Here is a 17,353-nt window from a genome sequence, read left to right as displayed (position 1 = left end):
CCCGCCGTTCCCCTTTACGGCCGGGCACCGGCCTGCGGCAGCCTGAATGGATATCGCATGAACGCACTACCCAAAACCCTGCTGCTCGGCCTGTGCATCACCCTGGCCGCCTGCCAGTCCGCCGGTCAAGACGAGGCGCCACAGGGCGCGCGGTTGAGTATCACCACGCCGGCGCAGACGGGCCTCGAATTCGCGCAGCTGCTGGCCGGCAATGGCCCCTGGGCGGATGCCGAGCGCGTCCAGCTGGACCAGCAGGGCCTGCGCCTGCTGGACCAGACCGGCAACACACTGGCCGAGCACGCCGGGCGTTTCGAGGGCCTCGACCATCGCCTCGACCGTCAGGGCCTGTTGCTGGCCACCGTGGAGCGCAAGCGCCAGCAGGCGATGCTGATCGGCCTGGACGACAACCGGACCTGGAGCCAGCCGCTGTATCTGCCGCGCACCGCATTCGCCATCGAGGGGCTGTGCCTGTACCGCGATAGCGCGCGCAACGACTTCGTGTTTCTGCTCGGCGAGGAAGGTGTCGGCGAGCAATGGCTGGTGGGTAGCCAGGGCCGCCTGCTCGGTGAAGCACGGCGTGTGCGCGGGCTCAGCCTGCCGCCGCAGAGCACCTTCTGCCAGACCGATGACCTGGCCGGGCAGCTCTACGTCAACGAGGAGAACGTCGGCTTCTGGCGGTACCCGGCGGATGCCGAGGCGCCGCTGCAGCGTGAGCCAGTCGATCTGGTCAAGCCGTTCGGCGCGCTGACAAAGGTGGCGGCTGGCATGGCATTGGTGCCGGGCGGTCTGTTGGCCCTGGATGCCGAAGCGCCGGCGCTGCACCTCTATCGCCAGCGCGAATCGGGTTGGCAGGCGGACGGCGTACTGCCGCTGGACGGCCTCGATGAGCCGGAACGCATCAGCGCGCGTCGCACGTCTGATGGAGTCGAACTGCTGCTGTCGGACGAGCAGGGCCTGCATCGCGCCCAGCTGACGTGGCAGCCACAGGCACTGCCGCATCCCGAACCCATCGTCAGTCTGGCGGCAGCGGTGGAGACCGGCCCGGTGCCCAGTCTGGGTGACGCTGCCGATGACCCGGCGATCTGGGTCCATCCGCGCGATCCGGCGCAGAGTCGGGTGCTCGGCACCGACAAGAAGGGCGGCCTGGTGGTGTACGACCTGGAGGGTCGCCAGCTGCAAAGCCTGACCGTCGGCCGGCTGAACAACGTCGATTTGCGCAGCGGCTTTCGCCTCGGCAGCCAGCGCGTGGACCTGGCCGTGGCCAGCAACCGCGATCACAACAGCCTGCAACTGTTCGCCATCGACCGCGCGAGCGGGGTGCTCCGCGATATCGGCCAGATCGCCACGCCGCTGAGCGATATCTATGGCCTGTGCATGTTCCAGAACCGCCAAGGTGTCACCTACGCGATCGCCAACGACAAGGACGGCACCTTCGTCCAGTACCGCCTCGATGGCCAGTCCGGCCAGCCACACGGTGAACTGGTGCGACGCTTCAAGCTGGACAGCCAGCCCGAGGGCTGTGTCGCCGATGACCGTGGCGAGCGGCTGTTCGTCGGTGAGGAGGACGTCGCGGTCTGGGTGGTCGATGCCCGTGCCGAGGTGCCGGCAGCGCCCGAGAAGGTGATCGGCGTCGGCGGCCCGGTGTACGACGACATCGAAGGCCTGGCGCTCTACCACGGCGAGGGTAGCGATTACCTGGTGATCTCCAGCCAGGGCAACGACAGCTACGTCGTGCTCGACGCCCAGGCGCCCTATGCCGTGCGCGGTGCGTTCCGAATCGGCCTGAATGCCGAGCGCGGCATCGACGGCGCTTCGGAAACCGACGGGCTGGAGGTCACCTCGGCCAACCTCGGCGGCATCTGGAGCCGCGGCATGCTGGTGGTGCAGGACGGCCGCAAGCGCATGCCCGAAGGCACGCAGAACTACAAATACCTGCCCTGGTCGGCCATCGCCGATGCGCTGGGTCTGGATTGATGTCATCGCCCGGTAACCGACCCGCCATCCAATAGCAGCTGCCCATGCGGGCAGGAGGAAACGACTCATGCAAACGACTCTCGAGCACATGTCCGTCTGGGGCCTGATCAGCGAGGCCAGCCTGGTGGTGCAGGCGGTGATGGCGATCCTGGTGCTGGCTTCGGTCTCCAGCTGGTACCTGATCATCCGCCGCAGCGCCGCGCTGCACCGCAGCGAACGCCTGCTGCGCAGCTTCCAGCAGCGCTTTCGCCGGGGCGGCGATCTCGCCCAGCTCTACCGCGAAGGGCAGCAGCAACCGTTGCCGGAGGAGGCCGCGTTGCAGCGCATCTTCCTCGCCGGTTACGGTGAGTTCGCCCAACTGCAGCGTGAAGCGGGCATCGCCCCGGATGCGGTCGCCGAGGGCGTGGAGCGCAGCCTGTACGTCGCCATCGCCGAGCAGGAGGAACGCCTGGAGAACGGCCTGCAGTTCCTTGCTACGGTGGGTTCGGTGAGCCCCTATATCGGCCTGTTCGGCACCGTGTGGGGCATCATGAACTCCTTCCTCGGCCTGTCGCAGGTCCAGCAGGCCACGCTGTCCACCGTCGCCCCGGGCATCGCCGAAGCGCTGATCGCCACGGCCATCGGCCTGTTCGCGGCGATTCCCGCGGTGATGGCCTACAACCGCTTCGCCGCCCGCGGGCAGACGCTGGTCGGCCGTTACTACGCCTTCAGCAACGAGCTGCAGGCGCGCCTGCATCGACGCCTGCACGCCGCTTCGCCCAGCGTCGCCGCAGCCGCCTGAGGAGAGTCACCATGCTGGTAAAACCACAGCGCAAACACGGGCCCAAGGCGGAGATGAATGTGGTGCCCTATATCGACGTCATGCTGGTGCTGCTGGTGATCTTCATGGTCACCGCGCCGATGCTGGTGCAGGGCGTCAAGATCGAGCTGCCCAAGGTCGCAGCCGAAGCGCTGCCGGTGGAGAACGAGCGGCAGATCCTCACGCTCTCGGTAAAGGCCGATGGCGGCTTCTACTGGAACCTGGGCAGCGAGCTGGATATCGACAACCAGACCGACAGCGCCGTCGACCTGGCTGAGCTGCAGGCCAAGGTCGGCGCGATCATCGCCGAGCGCGGTGACACCCAGGTCTATGTCCGTGCCGACGAGGCGGCGGACTACGGTCGTGTGATCGCCGGTATCGCCGAGCTGCAGCGCGGCGGGGTGGTCAACCTGGGGCTGATCACCGAGGCGCCGGCGGCTGCGGGGCAGGAGCGATGATGGCGCTCGGCTTGTCGGCGCCGCCCGCGTCGGCGGTCACACAGCGCCGATGGAGCGGTGCCGCTGGCGCGGCGCTGACCACGCTGGGCTTGCATGCCGGTCTGTTCGCCCTGCTGCTGACCAGCTGGACGCCGACGATGGACGCACCGGTTGCCACCCAGGTGATGCAGACCCAGCTGATCAGCTTGCCGCCGCCGGTGCCAGTACTGCCCGAACCGCCGGTTGCGGAACCGGTCGAAGCGCCGCCACCCCCCGTTCAGATCGACGCACCACCACAGGTGGAACAGGCCGACCTGGCCTTCAAGCGCGCCGAACGGGAGCGCGAAGCCGAGCAGCAGCTGGAACGTCGCCGCGAGGAGCAACGCCGCCGTGACGAACAGCAACGCCGGGAGCAGGAGCGTGTGGCCGAGAAGGCACGGCTGGACGCGCAGCGCCGCCAGGCCGAGGCAACGGCCCGTGCCGAAGCGGCCGAGCGTGCCCGGCAGGCGGCTGCCGCCGAAGCCGCCAGCCGCCAGTACCTGCCGATCGCCAAGAAGCCGCCGGTCTATCCGCAGCGCGCGTTGGATTCGGGACTGCAGGGCGCCTGCACGGTGAGCTACACGGTGGACGTCCAGGGACGGGTGCGTTCGCCCAAGGTGGTCGGTGACTGCCATCCGCTGTTCATCCGGCCGTCGCTGATCGCGGCCCAGAGCTTCCGCTACCAGCCGCGCATCGTCGATGGGCGGGCGGTGGAGGTGGCCAACGTGCAGAACACCTTTCATTACCGCATCGAGTGATGCGGTTCAGTCATTCAGGATTCGTTTCGATGAAGCAGGATTTCAGCGATTTTCACGCCAGCATCGCCGCCCATGACGACCAGGCGATCAATCCCAGCCGCAACGCGCCGCTGCAGAATGTCATCGACCAGCGCCGCCGCGGCCTGCTCAAGGGCGGCCTGGGCCTGGCCGGCATCGCCTTTCTCGGCGGCGGTCTGGCCGGTGCCCGGGCGGCTGTCGGATCCACGCGACTGATCGGTTTCCAGGGCATTCCGACCCAGCTCGACCCGCATTTCGACCGTGTCGAGGTGGCGCCGGGCTACAGCGCCCGGGTGTTCTTCTCCTGGGGCGATCCGGTGCATGCCGACGCACCCGAGTGGCAGCCGGATGCCAGCGACGATTGGCAAGCCCAGCTCAAGCAGGCCGGCGACAACCACGACGGCATGCATTTTTTCCCGTTCCCCGACGCGCCCGACAGCCGCGGCCTGCTGGCCATCAACCACGAGTACGTCAACCCGACGCTGCATCCAAAGGGCATCGCCGTGGTCGATGGCCGGCGCCCGCTGGAACAGGTGCGCAAGGAGCAGGCGGCCCATGGCCTGAGTGTCATCGAGGTGTGCAAGGATGCGCAGGGCGAATGGCAGCGGGTAATGGATTCACCCTACAACCGCCGCATTTCCGGCATGACGCCGATGGCCATTGCCGGGCCGCTGGCCGGCCATGCAGCAATGCAAACCATGGACGACCCCGAGGGGAAGACGGTGCTCGGCACGCTGAACAACTGTTCCAGCGGCTTCACCCCCTGGGGCACCTACCTGGTCTGCGAGGAAAACTGGCACAACTACTTCGTCAACCACGACGCCGACGACCTCGCCGCACGCGTCTCGCATAACCGCTACGGCATCGCCGGCAGCGGCATGAGCAAGCTCTATGGCTGGGAAACCGCCGATCCGCGCTTCGATGCTACTCCGCAGGCGGATCAGCCTCACCTCGGCTATGTCAACGAGCCGCACCGCTTTGGCTGGGTAGTCGAAGTAGACCCCTTCGATCCGAAAAGCACGCCAATCAAGCGCACCGCATTCGGCCGCTATTGCCGGGAATGCTCGGTGTTGTCGCTGGGCGATGAAGGCCGCATGGCCTTCTACTCGGGCGACGACACCAAGGGTGAATACGTCTACAAGTTCGTGCCCAGCGGTCGCTTCGTGGCCGGGGCGGACGCCGACAACCGCCGCCTGCTGGATGAGGGCACGCTGTACGTTGCCCGCTTCGACGCCGACGGCAGCGGTGAGTGGCTGGCGCTGGTGCATGGCGACCACGGCCTGACCACAGAGAACGGCTTTCCCAGCCAGGCCGAGGTGCTGCTCAACGCCCGAGCCGCCGCCGACCGCGCCGGCGCAACGCCGATGGACCGGCCGGAATGGGTGGCGGTTCACCCGCGCAGTCGCGAGGTCTACGTGACCCTGACCAACAATGACGGTCGCGGTGCCAAGCAGCCACTGGACAAGGCCAACCCGCGCCCCAACAACCTGCACGGGCAGATCCTGCGCTGGCAGGAAGAGGGCGGTGATCCGACCGCCACGCGCTTCGAGTGGGAGGTCTTCCTGCTCGCCGGCGAGCGCAGCGGGGCGCGGGACGCCCAGGGCAACCCGGTGGCGGCCAATCTGATCGGCACCATCGATGGCGACTGCTTTTCCTCGCCGGATGGACTGGCGTTCGACCGTGATGGTCGGCTGTGGATTCAGACCGACTTTGACGACGACCAGCCTGCCATGCAGGCCATGGGCACCAACCAGTTGCTGTGTGCCGATCCGGTCACGCGCGAGGTACGACGCTTTCTGGTAGGACCGCGTGGCTGCGAGATCACTGGTATCACCTGGAGCCCGGACCATCTTGCCATGTGGATCAACGTGCAGCATCCGGGGCTGAGCTTTCCGGCCAGCGACGGTCAGTCACGCCCGCGCTCATCCACCGTGCTGATTACCAAGGACGATGGCGGCGTGATCGGCAGCTAACCGCATTGCCGGCGATGCGGAGCGAGACCTGGCCCGGATGGTCTCAGGCCCGACGGGCGCTCAGTTGCTCGACGGCATCGAGCAGTTCGTTCTGGCTGAATGGCTTGGCCAGCCGGCGCAATGGCAGTGCCGGGGTGGCCGAGGGTAGCTCGGCATAGCCGGACACCAGCAGTATCGGTAGCTGCGGGCGGGTTTCGCGGACCACTGCGGCCAATTGCGCGCCGCTCATCAGCGGCATCGCATGGTCGGTGATGAGCATGTCGACCTGGTTGGTGCGCAGCAGGTCCAGGGCCTCGCCGGCCGAGCGTGCGGTCAGCACGCGATGGCCGGCCGCTTCGAGCATGCCGGCAGTGCCGAACAGCACCAGTTCGTCGTCGTCGACCGCCAGCAGAGTCAGGGCATTGGCGACTTGGCGTTGCTTTTCCTCAGGCGTCGAGCTGCGCGCCGGTGCAGACGTTTCTTCATCGTTATCCAGCGCCGGCAGCCAGATTTCCGCCGTGGTGCCCAGGCCTGGGCTGCTCTGCAGCATCAGCCGCCCGCCGGACTGTTCCGCCAGTCCGTGCACCATCGACAATCCGAGACCGGTGCCCTTGCCGACGCCCTTGGTGGTGAAGAACGGCTCGACGGCGCGCTTGAGCGTCACTTCGTCCATGCCGGTACCGCTGTCGCTGAGTGCGAGGCAAACGTAGCGACCGATCGGCAGGCCGTTCTGTTCGCTGGTCAGCGCGCATTCCTCAGCAGTGATCAGGATGCGTCCTTCGCCGGCCATGGCATCGCGGGCATTGGCGGCAAGGTTGAGCAGGGCAGTCTCCAGCTGATTGGGGTCGGTCTTGACCCGCGCCAGTTGCGGCGGCAGTTCGACCTCCAGCTGTATGGTCGGCCCGAGCGAGCTGAGCAGCAGCGCGCGCATGTCTTCGATCAGCACGGGCAGGTCGATCGCGGTCTTGTGCAGTTCCTGCTTGCGCGCGAAGGAGAGCATGCGCGCAGTGAGCGAGGCGCCGCGCTCGGCACCGGCCCGGGCGTTGTCCACCAGACGCAGCAGCGCCGGGTCGGCCGGCATGCGCCGGCGCAGCAGTTCCAGGCTGCCGAGCACCGCCATCAGCAGATTGTTGAAGTCGTGGGCGATACCGCCGGTGAGGTTGCCCAGCGCTTCCATCTTGTGCAGCTGCTGCAGCGTCTGTTCGGTGGCGACGCGTTCACTGATATCCAGCGCCTCCGGCACCAGCGCGACGACGTTGCCGTCCTCGCCGAGCACGGGGCGCATGGAAAAGTCGAAGATGCGTATGCCGCCCGGCATGTTCAGGCTCATGGTGACGTGCTCGGTGTTACCTGCCGCAACGCGCTGGGTCATGGCCTTGATCGTTTCCGGCATGCCGGGCGTGGCGGCGAACCAGGGCGACGCCCAGAAGGGCGTTCCCGCCAGCTGGTGAAAACGCGCGCCGATGCCGGCCAACGCCGTGGCGTTGACGTAGAGAATCGAGCCGTCCGGCGCCAGCATCGCCTTGTACAGGTGGGAGGTTTCCAGCACCGCGCGAATGTTGGCTTCACTGCGTGCCAGGGCTGCGGTGCGCTCCGCTACCTTGGCCTCCAGCTCTTCCAGGAAACACTGCTCGCGCTGCCTGACCGCCGCCGCCGAGCGCACGCGCTCGATATGCGCCCAGGAGCGGTCGGTGACTTCCGTCAGCAGGGCAAGTTCGTAGCCGCTCCAGACGCGTGGTTGACGGTCGTGTATCGCCATCAGTGCGGTCAGCCGACCTTCCTTTACCAATGGCAAGCAGATGGTGGCGGCGATGTCGAGTTGTTGGAACGTGGCTGCCTCGGCGGGCGGCAGCTGCGCGCAATGATCCTCGATGATGAAGGCCTCGCCGCTGCGTAGCTTGCTTACGGCAAGTGCGCCAAACGCGGCCAGGCGATAGCGACCGACGATGCTGACGCACCCTGGCGCCGCCCAGTCGCCGCGGATGGTGAAGCCGTCTTGGTCGGGGTCCATGTCGGCATAGGCACAGCTCGACAGTCCCAGATGCTCGCCGAGCATGCGCGTGGTTATGCTCAGAATGGCGTCGGCGTCGACGCTGCGCGCGGTCTCCTTGGCGAGCGCATCGAGAAAGCGCAGGCGCTGTTCGTTCTCGCGCAGCGCCTGTTCGGCCGCGGCGCGCTCGGTCACGTCATAGCCTTCGACGAAGATCCCGGCAACATTGCCATTCGCATCGGTCACCGGCTGGAAGACAAAGTCCAGCAGGCGCTCTTCCTCTGCCTCGCCTTGGATGCGCTGCAGGCCGACGCGGATACCGGAGCCGACAAAGGCCGTGCCGCTGCGGTAGACCCGGTCGAGAATATCGATGAAGCCCTGGCGCTCGACCTCCGGTAGCGCTTCGCGCACCGGTTTGCCAATGACGTCCCGCTCACCTACCACCCGCAGATAGGCCGGGTTGGCCATCTCGAAGACATGTTCCGGGCCGCGCAGCATCGCCATGAGGCCGGGTGCCTGTTCGAACATCTGTTGCAGGCGTGCCTGCTGACCCTGCAGCTCGCGTTCGGCCAGTACCCGTTCGGTGGTTTCTACCACCAGGGCGATCACGCCGGCCGGCTGCGCCTGATCGTCGAACACCGGCGAATAGTCAAGATTCATCCAGGCACGCTCAGGGCGGCCGTTGCGGTACAGCACCAATTCCTGGTCGCTGTACGACAGCGTGCCACCCGCCAGGACGACCTTCATCACGTTGTCGTTGAAGTCGGCGATTTCCGGCCAGCCCTTGCGTACTTCCGAACCGAGCAACTGCGGATGTCGGCTGCCTGCCAACGCTGAGTAGGCGTCGTTGTAGATCATGATGCCGCGCTCGCCCCAGAGCAGCGCCATGGGCGTTGGCGAAAGCAGCAGCATGGCAGTGACGGTGTTCAGGCTCGCCGGCCATTCAGCCAGAGGTCCCAGCGCCGTTTGCGACCAATCGAAGCGGCGAATGAGTGCCCCGAGTTCGCTACCAACCGGCAGAAACGGGTGGGTCGCATCGTTGTGCGAGGGGTTGGCTGCTGGGTCCATCAGTAGCGATCCGTATCCGTGTGAAGACAGGGCAGGGTGAGCCAGCTCAGCGCTGGTTCAGCTCGGACAGCCGTTTGCCCGGGAAGTCTTGCGAGCGACGCAGAACGATTTCCATCGTCCTTTGCTGCTGTTCGTCCTTGCGGCAGCCAGAGTACAGGGAAAAACCCGTACCATATCAACGATATGCATGTTCACGGTGATTTCGATGTTTTCTGCCGTCAAGCGCTACAGGGCTCTGGTCGCGGGGGTGCTGAAGCGTTGTTTTCCACGAACTTCGGCCCATTTGCGCGAAGAGGACGAACTGTTGTTTCGTCGCTGGGGTAGTGCGGCCGGCACGACTGGCCGGGCTGCCGTCGCCAAGCGCAAGGGCGGGGGAAAGCCTGCCGGCAAAGCCAGGTCCAAGGACAAGCCCGAGGGGGCGGCCCGCGCTGCCGGCAAGCCGCGCAAGACGGCAGCGCGAGGTATCTACGCAGCGGCGCAGCTCAAGATCGGTGACGCAGAGGTCCAGGCGATGCGCGATCGCGTTGGCCAGGCAGTGGCGGCAGGGGTTATCAGCGCGCCGTCGGACGAGCAGTGGGCGATGATCCTCAGCCGCAGCCCGGTGACGCGAATCTTCGCCGGTGCCGGCTCGGGCAAATCCACCACCTTGCTGCTGCGCGTGGTGTTCATGCTCTGCCATATGGGCATCGACCCCGGACGTCTGACCGTCATTTCCTTCACCAATGCATCCTGTGCCCAGCTGCGTGAGCAGCTGGTGCAGGTGCTCGGCTTCTGGCAGCTTCCATTCGATGCGCAGCAGGCGCGCCAGTGCGTGCGCACCTTCCACTCGGCCATGGCACAGCTGGCGCGCGAAGTGCTGGAGCGACCGCTGTGGTTCGAGCAGTTGGACGACAAGGCTGCCGCGGCCGACGAGCCGGACAATCCGCTGGCGGCCACGCGGCTGCGTCCGGCGCAATTGCGCCTGCTCAAACAGGCCTATCAGCAGTGTTACGCCGAACAAGCGGCATTTCGTGAGCGGGTGCATCGGCTACTAGATTTGCCCATGCCGCCAACCGAAAGCGAAGAGGGCAAGCGCGCCGCGCCGAAAGCGCCAGGCGATACCTTCGCCCTCGCCGGTGAGTTCACGCCTCTGCCGCTCTATGAGGCCTTCCATGCCCAGGCGGGCTTCATCGAGAGCATCGGCATTCGAATCGATCAGCTGCAACCGGCCAGGCTCCAGTGCGCGGCGCGCGAACGGGATTTCGTCGAAGCGCTGGTGAGCTTCCATGGCTACTTCAGCGCCGCGTTGCGTGAGCAGGGGCTGCTGACCTTCAACGAGGCCTTCCAACAGCTCACCGAGCGACTGGGCTCAGACAAGGAAGTGCCACAGGCTAGTCTCGCGCCGTTCGAGCATCTCTTGATCGACGAATTCCAGGACATTTCCCCGCAGATCGTCCAATGGCTGCAGGCGTTGCATAGCCAGCTGGCACGCCAGAAGAGCAGCCCAAGCCTGATGGCCATCGGTGACGACTGGCAGTCGATCTATGGCTGGCGCGGCAGCTCGCCCGAACTGTTCATCGACTTCGACAAATATTTCCCGCGGCGCGGCGCCAAGGGTAGCGAGACGCTGCTGCTGGAAACCAACTACCGCTCCATCGAACCGGTGATTCGCGATGGCGAGGCGGTGCTGGCCGGGGTCAGGTTCAAGCAGGACAAGACCAGCCGGCCATGCAAACCGACGCAGCCGGGCGACCATGGGGTAAAGCTGGTCACCGGTTTCGACCTGAACAAGGGCCTGCCGAAGCTGATCGAGGCGATCACCGCGCAATGTGCCCATGTGGCCGAGCGGCAAAGCCGCGAACGCACCGCGGTGCTGCTGCTCAGTCGGCGCAACGAGTCGTTGCGGACCATTCAGGCGCAGCTGGACCGCAAGCTGCCGGTCAAGGCTTACACCATCCACCGGGCCAAGGGTTTGCAGGCCGAAGTGGCGATCATCGTCGACGACTGCGCGCCGGTGCAGCCACATCCGTTGCGCAACGCGCTGTATGCCTACTCGGGTTTCTTCCGCAACAGCTATGACCAGGCCATGGCCGATGAGAGCTTGCGCCTGGGTTACGTGGCGATCACCCGCGGCGTCAGCCGGGTGTTCTGGTATACGCGCAAGGCCCAGGGCGCCACCGAGTGCCTGGCGCGGCGTGGCTAGCCGTCAACGCAACAGCAGCGTGACGACTGTCACCGCCAATAGCAGCGACAACCCTTTCCAGAACAGCAGCGGATTGCGCTCCAGCAACGGCGGGCGGGCGCGGTTGAGAAATGCCGGGTTGGGCTGGCGCAGCTCGAAGACGAACTCCGACAGCTCGGCATAGCGCCGCGCCGGATCGGGATGCAGTGCCTTGCCCAGCACTTCGTCGATCCATGCCGGGATATCGCGCTGTGCATGGCGCAGCGGCTGATAACAGAGGCGTTTCTGCGCTGCAGTGGTGCGTGCCCTGGCGACGTCGGCGCCGTAGGGCAAGCGTCCGCTGAGCAGCTGATAGGCGATCACCGCCAGTGAATACTGATCCGAACGCGGCGTGCCGGCCTCGCCGAGGAAGTATTCCGGCGCGGTATAGGCGGCGGTGCCGAGCAGGTTGTCCTGCGTGCCCGGTGCGTTGCGCTCGGCGAGCCCGGCGACGCGGGTCGAGCCGAAATCGATGATCTTCAGCGTGCCGGTGGCGTCGATCATCAGGTTCTGCGGGCGCAGGTCCTGATGCAGCATTTCCAGGCGGTGGAAGGCACGCAGGCCGCGAGCGATCTGCTCGACGATGCCGCGCACGGTTTCCAGATCCGGCTGTGGATGGTCGAGCATCCACTGCGCCAGCGTCTGGCCGTCGATGAATTCGCTCACCGTATAAAGATAACGACGCTGCCGTGGTGGCGGGCAGGCTTTGACCACATGGGGATTGTCGAGGCGGCGGGCGATCCACTCTTCCAGCAGGAAGCGCTCCAGGTAGGCGGGGTCGCCACGCAGATCGAGCGAGGGCGTCTTCAGCACCACGGTGGCGCCGCTGGCTTCGTCGACGGCCAGGTGCACATGGCTGCGGCTGCTGACATGCAGCTCACGGACGATGCGATAGCCATCGAACTGCATGCGTGGCTCCAGCAGTGGTGGCAGCGCCAGTTCGCCGAGCTGTCGCTGCACATCGTCGACGGCCTGCTCCGGCAGGCTGTCGATGCGCACCAGCTGTGCGGTGAGGTTGTCGTCGCTGCCGTTGGCCAATGCCCACTCGACGATCCGTCGCGCCGCCAGCTCGAGGTCGTTGCCATGCTCGGCCACGAGCTGCGCCACGTCCCGCGCGGCGATGTGCTCGTAGACGCCATCGGTGACGAGCAGGAACAGATCGCCGACCGCCAGCGGCAGAGTGCGGTAGTCGATCTCCAGGTGCCGGTCGATGCCCAGCGCGCGGCCAAGATAGCTGGTATCCGCCGACACGCGCACGCGGTGATCTTCGGTCAGCTGCTCGAGGCCGCCATCGCGCAGCCGATAGATGCGCGCATCGCCGACGTGGAACAGGTGCGCGCTGGCGGACTTGAGCACCAGTGCGCTGAAGGTGCAGACATAGCCGCGGTCGCGGTCATAGCGGTGCGGGCTGTGACGGGTCTGCGCATGCAGCCAGGAGTTGATCGCCACCAGCACCCGCTGCGCCGACTGCTTTACCGACCAGGCGTCGGAGGTGCAGAAGTAGTCGGAAAGAAAGCTCGCCACCGCGGTTTCGCTGGCGACATGGCTGACCTCACTGCTGCTGATGCCATCGGCCAGCGCGATGGCGATGCCCTTGCTGGCGAGCTGAGCGTCAGTGGGCACGCAGGCGCCGTGAAAGTCCTGGTTGGTCGGCTTGCGTCCGCGGTCCGAATGCTGGCCGAGGGAAATGGCGAGTTGGCTGGGCATCTTCATCTGCGCAAAAGCCCCGGCGCGTATGCGAACCGGGGCCTTCGTTCACTCCAGGGTCAGTAGACGGCGCGCTTGGGGGCGGTGCGCACGTGGGTGGTGTAGAGCGTCAGGCCGGTGAAGGCCAGGCCGCCGACCAGGTTGCCCAGTGCGGTGGGGATCTCGTTCCAGACCATGTAGTCCATCACCGAGAAGTCGCCGCCCATGATCATCGCCGAGGGGAACAGAAACATGTTCACCACCGAATGCTCGAAGCCCATGAAGAAGAACAGCATGATCGGCATCCACATGGCGATCACCTTGCCGCTGACCGAGGTGGAGATCATCGCGCCGACCACGCCCATCGAGACCATCCAGTTGCACAGCATGCCGCGCAGGAAAATGGTCGCCCAGCCAGCCGCACCGAACTCGGCGTAGCCCAGGGTGCGTGACTCGCCGATGTGCGAGATCTTCTCGCCGATCGGCCCTGGCTCGGTGGAAAAGCCCATGGTGAAGACGAAGGCCATCATGAAGGCGACCACCAGCGCACCGGCGAAGTTGCCGAGAAACACCCAACCCCAGTTGCGCAGAATGCCACTGACGGTCACGCCAGGACGGCGGTCGAGCAGGGCCAGCGGGGTGAGCATGAATACTCCGGTGAGCAGGTCGAAGCCCATCAGGTAAAGCATGATGAAACCGACCGGAAACAGCATCGCGCCGACCAGCGGCGAGCCGGTCTGCACGGTCACGGCCACCGCGAACACGGCGGCGAGGGAAAGAATGGCGCCAGCCATGAAGGCGCGGATCAGCGTGTCGCGGGTGGACATGAAGATCTTCGATTCGCCGGCGTCCACCATCTTGGTGACGAACTCGGAGGGGATGATGTAGGACATGTCAGTCTCTCTGAATGGCAGTAAGGGGCCAGGCCCCGACGGTGGTCGTGGAGCACTGGCTGAACGATGTGATTTGCTGGCGAATCGAGGTCATGTTCGCGGCCAAGGCCGCTCCCACGGATCAGTACGGTTTGGCAGCAGGGAGCCGCGTGAGTGACGGGAGGCAATCAGCCGGCGGCGATTTGCACCACGTCACCCTCCAGGCGCACCGGCCAGACGCGCAGGCTTTGTTCGGGGTATTCCATGCAGCTGCCATCGGCCAGGCGGAAATGCTGCTTGTACAGCGGCGAGGCGATCACCAGTTCACCCTTGAGGTTGCCGACGATGCCGCGGCCGATCACGTTGGCGCCGGACTTGGGGTCGCGGTTGTCGATGGCGAACAGCTGCTCGCCCTCGGCGTTGTCGGGCAGGTGGAACAGCGCGACCTGAGCGCCTTCGTGCCAGGCGACTACACCGGAGTTGGCGACCAGATCATTCCGGCTGCACAGCGCCTGCCAGACCGCTGGTGCGGTTAAACGGGAGTCGAGACGAACGACGTTGGACTGGCTCATCAGAGCACCTCCTGGGTGAGGGGAATCAGGTGAAGTTCGCTGGCGCGCACCGGCCGACGCTGGCCGCGTTCCTTGACGAAGTGGATATCGGGATCGCCGCGCCGATCGTTGACGAAGGTGCGGAAGCGCTTGAGTTTTTCCGGGTCGTTGATGGCGTTGGCCCATTCGCATTCATAGCTGTCGACGACGTGCTGCATCTGGCTTTCCAGTTCGGCAGCAAGGCCCAGGCTGTCGTCGAGGACCACGGCCTTCAGATAGTCCAGGCCACCTTCCAGGCTTTCGCGCCAGACCGAGGTGCGCTGCAGCTTGTCCGCGGTACGCACGTAGAACATCAGTACGCGGTCGATGGTGCGGATCAGCGCTTCATCGTCGAGGTCGGTGGCGAACAGTTCGGCATGCCGCGGGCGCATGCCGCCGTTACCGCAGACGTAGAGGTTCCAGCCCTTGTCGGTGGCGATCACGCCGATGTCCTTGCTCTGCGCCTCGGCGCATTCGCGGGTGCAACCAGACACGGCGAACTTGATCTTGTGCGGCGCGCGCAGGCCTTTGTAGCGATCCTCCAGGCGCAGCGCCATGCCGACGCTGTCCTGCACGCCGTAGCGACACCAGGTGCTGCCGACGCAGGACTTTACCGTGCGCAGGCTCTTGCCGTAGGCGTGGCCGGTTTCGAAGCCGGCGGCGATCAGCTCGCCCCAGATGTCCGGCAGTTCGTGCAGCTGGGCGCCAAACAGGTCGATGCGCTGGCCACCGGTGATCTTGGTGTAGAGGTCGTATTTCTTCGCCACCTGGCCGATGGCGATCAGCCCTTCGGGGGTGATCTCGCCGCCCGGGATGCGCGGCACCACCGAGTAGGTGCCGTTCTTCTGCATGTTGGCCATGAAGGTGTCGTTGGTGTCCTGCAGCGGAATCAGCGCCGGATCGGTGATCGGCTGGTTCCAGCAGGAGGCGAGGATCGAACCCACCGTCGGCTTGCAGATGTCGCAGCCGACATGCCCGCGACCGTGCTTGGCCAGCAGCTCGGCGAAGCTCCGGATGCCCTCGACGCGGACGATGCCGTAGAGCTCCTGGCGGGTGTAGGCGAAGTGCTCGCACAGGCTCTTGTCCACCGCCACGCCACGCGCCGCCAGCTCGGCATCGAACACCAGCTTGAGCAGGGCATTGCAGCCACCGCAGCCGGTGGCCGCCTTGGTCGCGGCCTTGAGTTCGCCGAGATCGGTGACGCCGGCATCGACCTGGCAGCACACCGCGCCTTTGCTGACGTTGTGGCAGGAGCAGATGGTCGCGCTGGCCGGCAGGGCGTCTGGGCCAAGGGTCGGAGCGCCCTCGGTCTGCGGCAGGATCAGCCCGGACGGGTCGGCCGGCAGCTTGATGCCGTTCTGTGCGTACTGCAGCAGGGTGTCGTAGTAGCTGTTGTCACCGACCAGTACCGCGCCGAGCACGGTCTTGCCATCGGCGGATACCACCAGTCGACGGTAGCTGGCGCTGGCCTCGTCGATGAAACGGTAACTGCGCGAGCCGGGCGTGGCGCCGTGGGCATCGCCGATGGAACCGACGTCGACGCCGAGCAGCTTGAGCTTGGTCGACATGTCGGCGCCGTAGAAGGGCTCGTGCGGTTCCTCGGCCAGCTGCGCGGCGACGCTGCGCGCCATGCTGTAGCCGGGGGCGACCAGGCCGAACACGCTGCCGTTCCAGCTGGCGCATTCACCGATGGCGAAGATTGCCGGGTCCGAGGTGCGGCATTCGCTGTCGATGACGATGCCGCCGCGCTGGGCAATCTCCAGCTCCGCGACACGGCCAAGGGCGTCCTGCGGGCGGATGCCGGCGGAGAACACGATCAGGTCGGTTTCGAGGAATTCGCCGTCGGTGAAGTTCATCCGCCAGGCGTAATCCTCGCCGGCAACGATCTCCTGGGTGGCGCGCGACAGATGCACGCCAACGCCGAGCGACTCGATGCGCGCCTTCAATGCCGCGCCGCCTTCGCCGTCCAGCTGCACCGGCATGAGGCGCGGGGCGAATTCGACGACATGGGCTTCCAGGCCGAGCGACTTCAGCGCGTTGGCTGCTTCCAGGCCGAGCAGACCGCCGCCGACCACCACACCGCGACGGGCATTGGTCGCGGCGGCGCGGATGGCGTCGAGATCATCAAGGGTGCGGTAGACCAGGCGCGCACTGCCTTCGGCACCGGTGATCGGCGGCACGAAGGGGTAGGAACCGGTGGCTAGGATCAACTGATCGTAGGGCTGACGGCCGGCGCTGGTGATGACCTCCTTGCGCTCGCGGTCGATGCCCAGCACCTGCACGCCCAAATGGGTGTAGACGCCGTGGCTGGCGTAGTAGTCGGCCTCGCACATGGCCAGCGACTCGGCGTCGCGACCGCCGAAGTATTCGGACAGGTGCACGCGGTCATAGGCGCGCTGGCGCTCCTCGCCGAACACATGAAGCTCGTAGCGGGTGAGGGCGCCGCGCTCGATCAACTGTTCGATGCAGTGGTGACCGACCATGCCGTTGCCGACGATGACCAGTTTTTCGTGCGTGAGCGGAGTGACGGTAGAACTCATGGCCTTTCCTCAGTCGAGCTGCTGCGGCACTGGGCCGGCAAAACGCAAAAAGGCGCCTGGAGCTGGTATCAGCTCCAGGCGCCTTTGCCTGGTAATTAGTGGTGTGTGGGGTGGTCGATCAGGCCTCGTTGCCTGCTACACCCGGTCCCGCGCCGCTTGGCTTGACGGTCGCCGCTGACCGTCTGGGACGTCCTGCCGCGAGGCGGCAGGTGTTGCCAGGGTGATTGCAGGTTGTATGCCAGCTTGTCCGTTAGCGTGTATTTGCGGCTGTAAGTCGCGCGATTGCGCGGCGTTACGCGATGTTGCTTGCCGGGATGCTGAGCGAATCAGCGTCCGTCACTGCGACCTGAGCGCGGCAGGCTTGAACCAGAACAGTGCGGCGATGCAATCGCGCTCCCCGCTTTGGGGCGATCAGGTCCCCGAGGCAGGG

Annotated in this window: 11 protein-coding genes; 6 read left to right on the top strand and 5 right to left on the bottom strand. The window is 65.9% G+C overall.

Annotation, left to right across the window (positions count from 1 at the left end; all coding sequences use genetic code 11):
* Positions 1 to 57 precede the first annotated feature (57 nt).
* The 5 genes from BHD08_RS09775 to BHD08_RS09755 all read left to right on the top strand — a co-directional run bounded on the left by BHD08_RS09775 (position 58) and on the right by BHD08_RS09755 (position 5,998).
* Entirely contained in the window at positions 58 to 1,974 is a 1,917-nt protein-coding gene (locus BHD08_RS09775) for a phytase (protein WP_125021888.1), read from the top strand.
* Positions 1,975 to 2,041: 67 nt separating this feature from the next.
* On the top strand, positions 2,042 to 2,755 hold the full coding sequence (gene tolQ / locus BHD08_RS09770; protein ID WP_125021886.1) for a protein TolQ: 714 nt from the start codon (positions 2,042 to 2,044) through the stop codon (positions 2,753 to 2,755).
* Between the two features lie 11 nt (positions 2,756 to 2,766).
* Positions 2,767 to 3,231 carry a protein TolR gene (gene tolR / locus BHD08_RS09765; RefSeq protein ID WP_125021884.1) on the top strand — a complete coding sequence of 155 codons (465 nt, stop codon included), beginning with the start codon at positions 2,767 to 2,769 and terminating at the stop codon, positions 3,229 to 3,231.
* Positions 3,231 to 4,007, top strand: coding sequence for an energy transducer TonB (locus BHD08_RS09760; RefSeq protein ID WP_125021882.1), 777 nt, complete (start codon positions 3,231 to 3,233; stop codon positions 4,005 to 4,007). The genes tolR and BHD08_RS09760 overlap by 1 nt, the downstream gene beginning before the upstream one ends.
* 29 nt (positions 4,008 to 4,036) lie before the next feature.
* Entirely contained in the window at positions 4,037 to 5,998 is a 1,962-nt protein-coding gene (locus tag BHD08_RS09755) for a PhoX family phosphatase (RefSeq protein ID WP_125021880.1), read from the top strand.
* Positions 5,999 to 6,041: 43 nt separating this feature from the next.
* Here the strand turns inward: BHD08_RS09755 and BHD08_RS09750 are convergent, their stop codons facing one another.
* Positions 6,042 to 9,035 carry a PAS domain-containing protein gene (locus BHD08_RS09750; protein ID WP_125021878.1) on the bottom strand — a complete coding sequence of 998 codons (2,994 nt, stop codon included), beginning with the start codon at positions 9,033 to 9,035 and terminating at the stop codon, positions 6,042 to 6,044.
* Positions 9,036 to 9,240: 205 nt separating this feature from the next.
* Here BHD08_RS09750 and BHD08_RS09745 point away from each other — a divergent pair, with 205 nt between their 5' ends.
* Positions 9,241 to 11,217: a DEAD/DEAH box helicase gene (locus BHD08_RS09745; RefSeq protein WP_125021876.1), complete on the top strand. Its 1,977-nt coding sequence runs from the start codon at positions 9,241 to 9,243 to the stop codon at positions 11,215 to 11,217.
* A 3-nt stretch (positions 11,218 to 11,220) separates the two neighbouring features.
* On the opposite strand, the gene BHD08_RS09740 is transcribed toward BHD08_RS09745, so the two are convergent.
* From BHD08_RS09740 to nirB, 4 genes are all read right to left on the bottom strand, one after another.
* Positions 11,221 to 12,942: a bifunctional protein-serine/threonine kinase/phosphatase gene (locus tag BHD08_RS09740; RefSeq protein ID WP_125021874.1), complete on the bottom strand. Its 1,722-nt coding sequence runs from the start codon at positions 12,940 to 12,942 to the stop codon at positions 11,221 to 11,223.
* A 59-nt stretch (positions 12,943 to 13,001) separates the two neighbouring features.
* The gene (locus BHD08_RS09735; protein ID WP_125021872.1) at positions 13,002 to 13,814 is read right to left on the bottom strand and encodes a formate/nitrite transporter family protein; all 813 of its coding nucleotides are present in this window, start codon (positions 13,812 to 13,814) and stop codon (positions 13,002 to 13,004) included.
* 167 nt (positions 13,815 to 13,981) lie between these two features.
* Positions 13,982 to 14,365: a nitrite reductase small subunit NirD gene (gene nirD, locus BHD08_RS09730; protein ID WP_125021870.1), complete on the bottom strand. Its 384-nt coding sequence runs from the start codon at positions 14,363 to 14,365 to the stop codon at positions 13,982 to 13,984.
* A complete protein-coding gene (nirB, locus tag BHD08_RS09725) occupies positions 14,365 to 16,923 on the bottom strand; it encodes a nitrite reductase large subunit NirB (RefSeq protein WP_125021868.1) in 2,559 nt (852 codons plus the stop codon). Before nirB ends, nirD begins: the two co-directional genes overlap by 1 nt.
* Between the last annotated feature and the right edge of the window lie 430 nt (positions 16,924 to 17,353).

It is taken from the genome of Pseudomonas sp. SCT (assembly GCF_003864275.1).
GTDB classification, from domain to species: domain Bacteria; phylum Pseudomonadota; class Gammaproteobacteria; order Pseudomonadales; family Pseudomonadaceae; genus Stutzerimonas; species Stutzerimonas stutzeri_AE.
The sequence above is the reverse complement of the archived record's forward strand: the minus strand, read 5'-3'. Positions and strand labels throughout refer to the sequence as shown.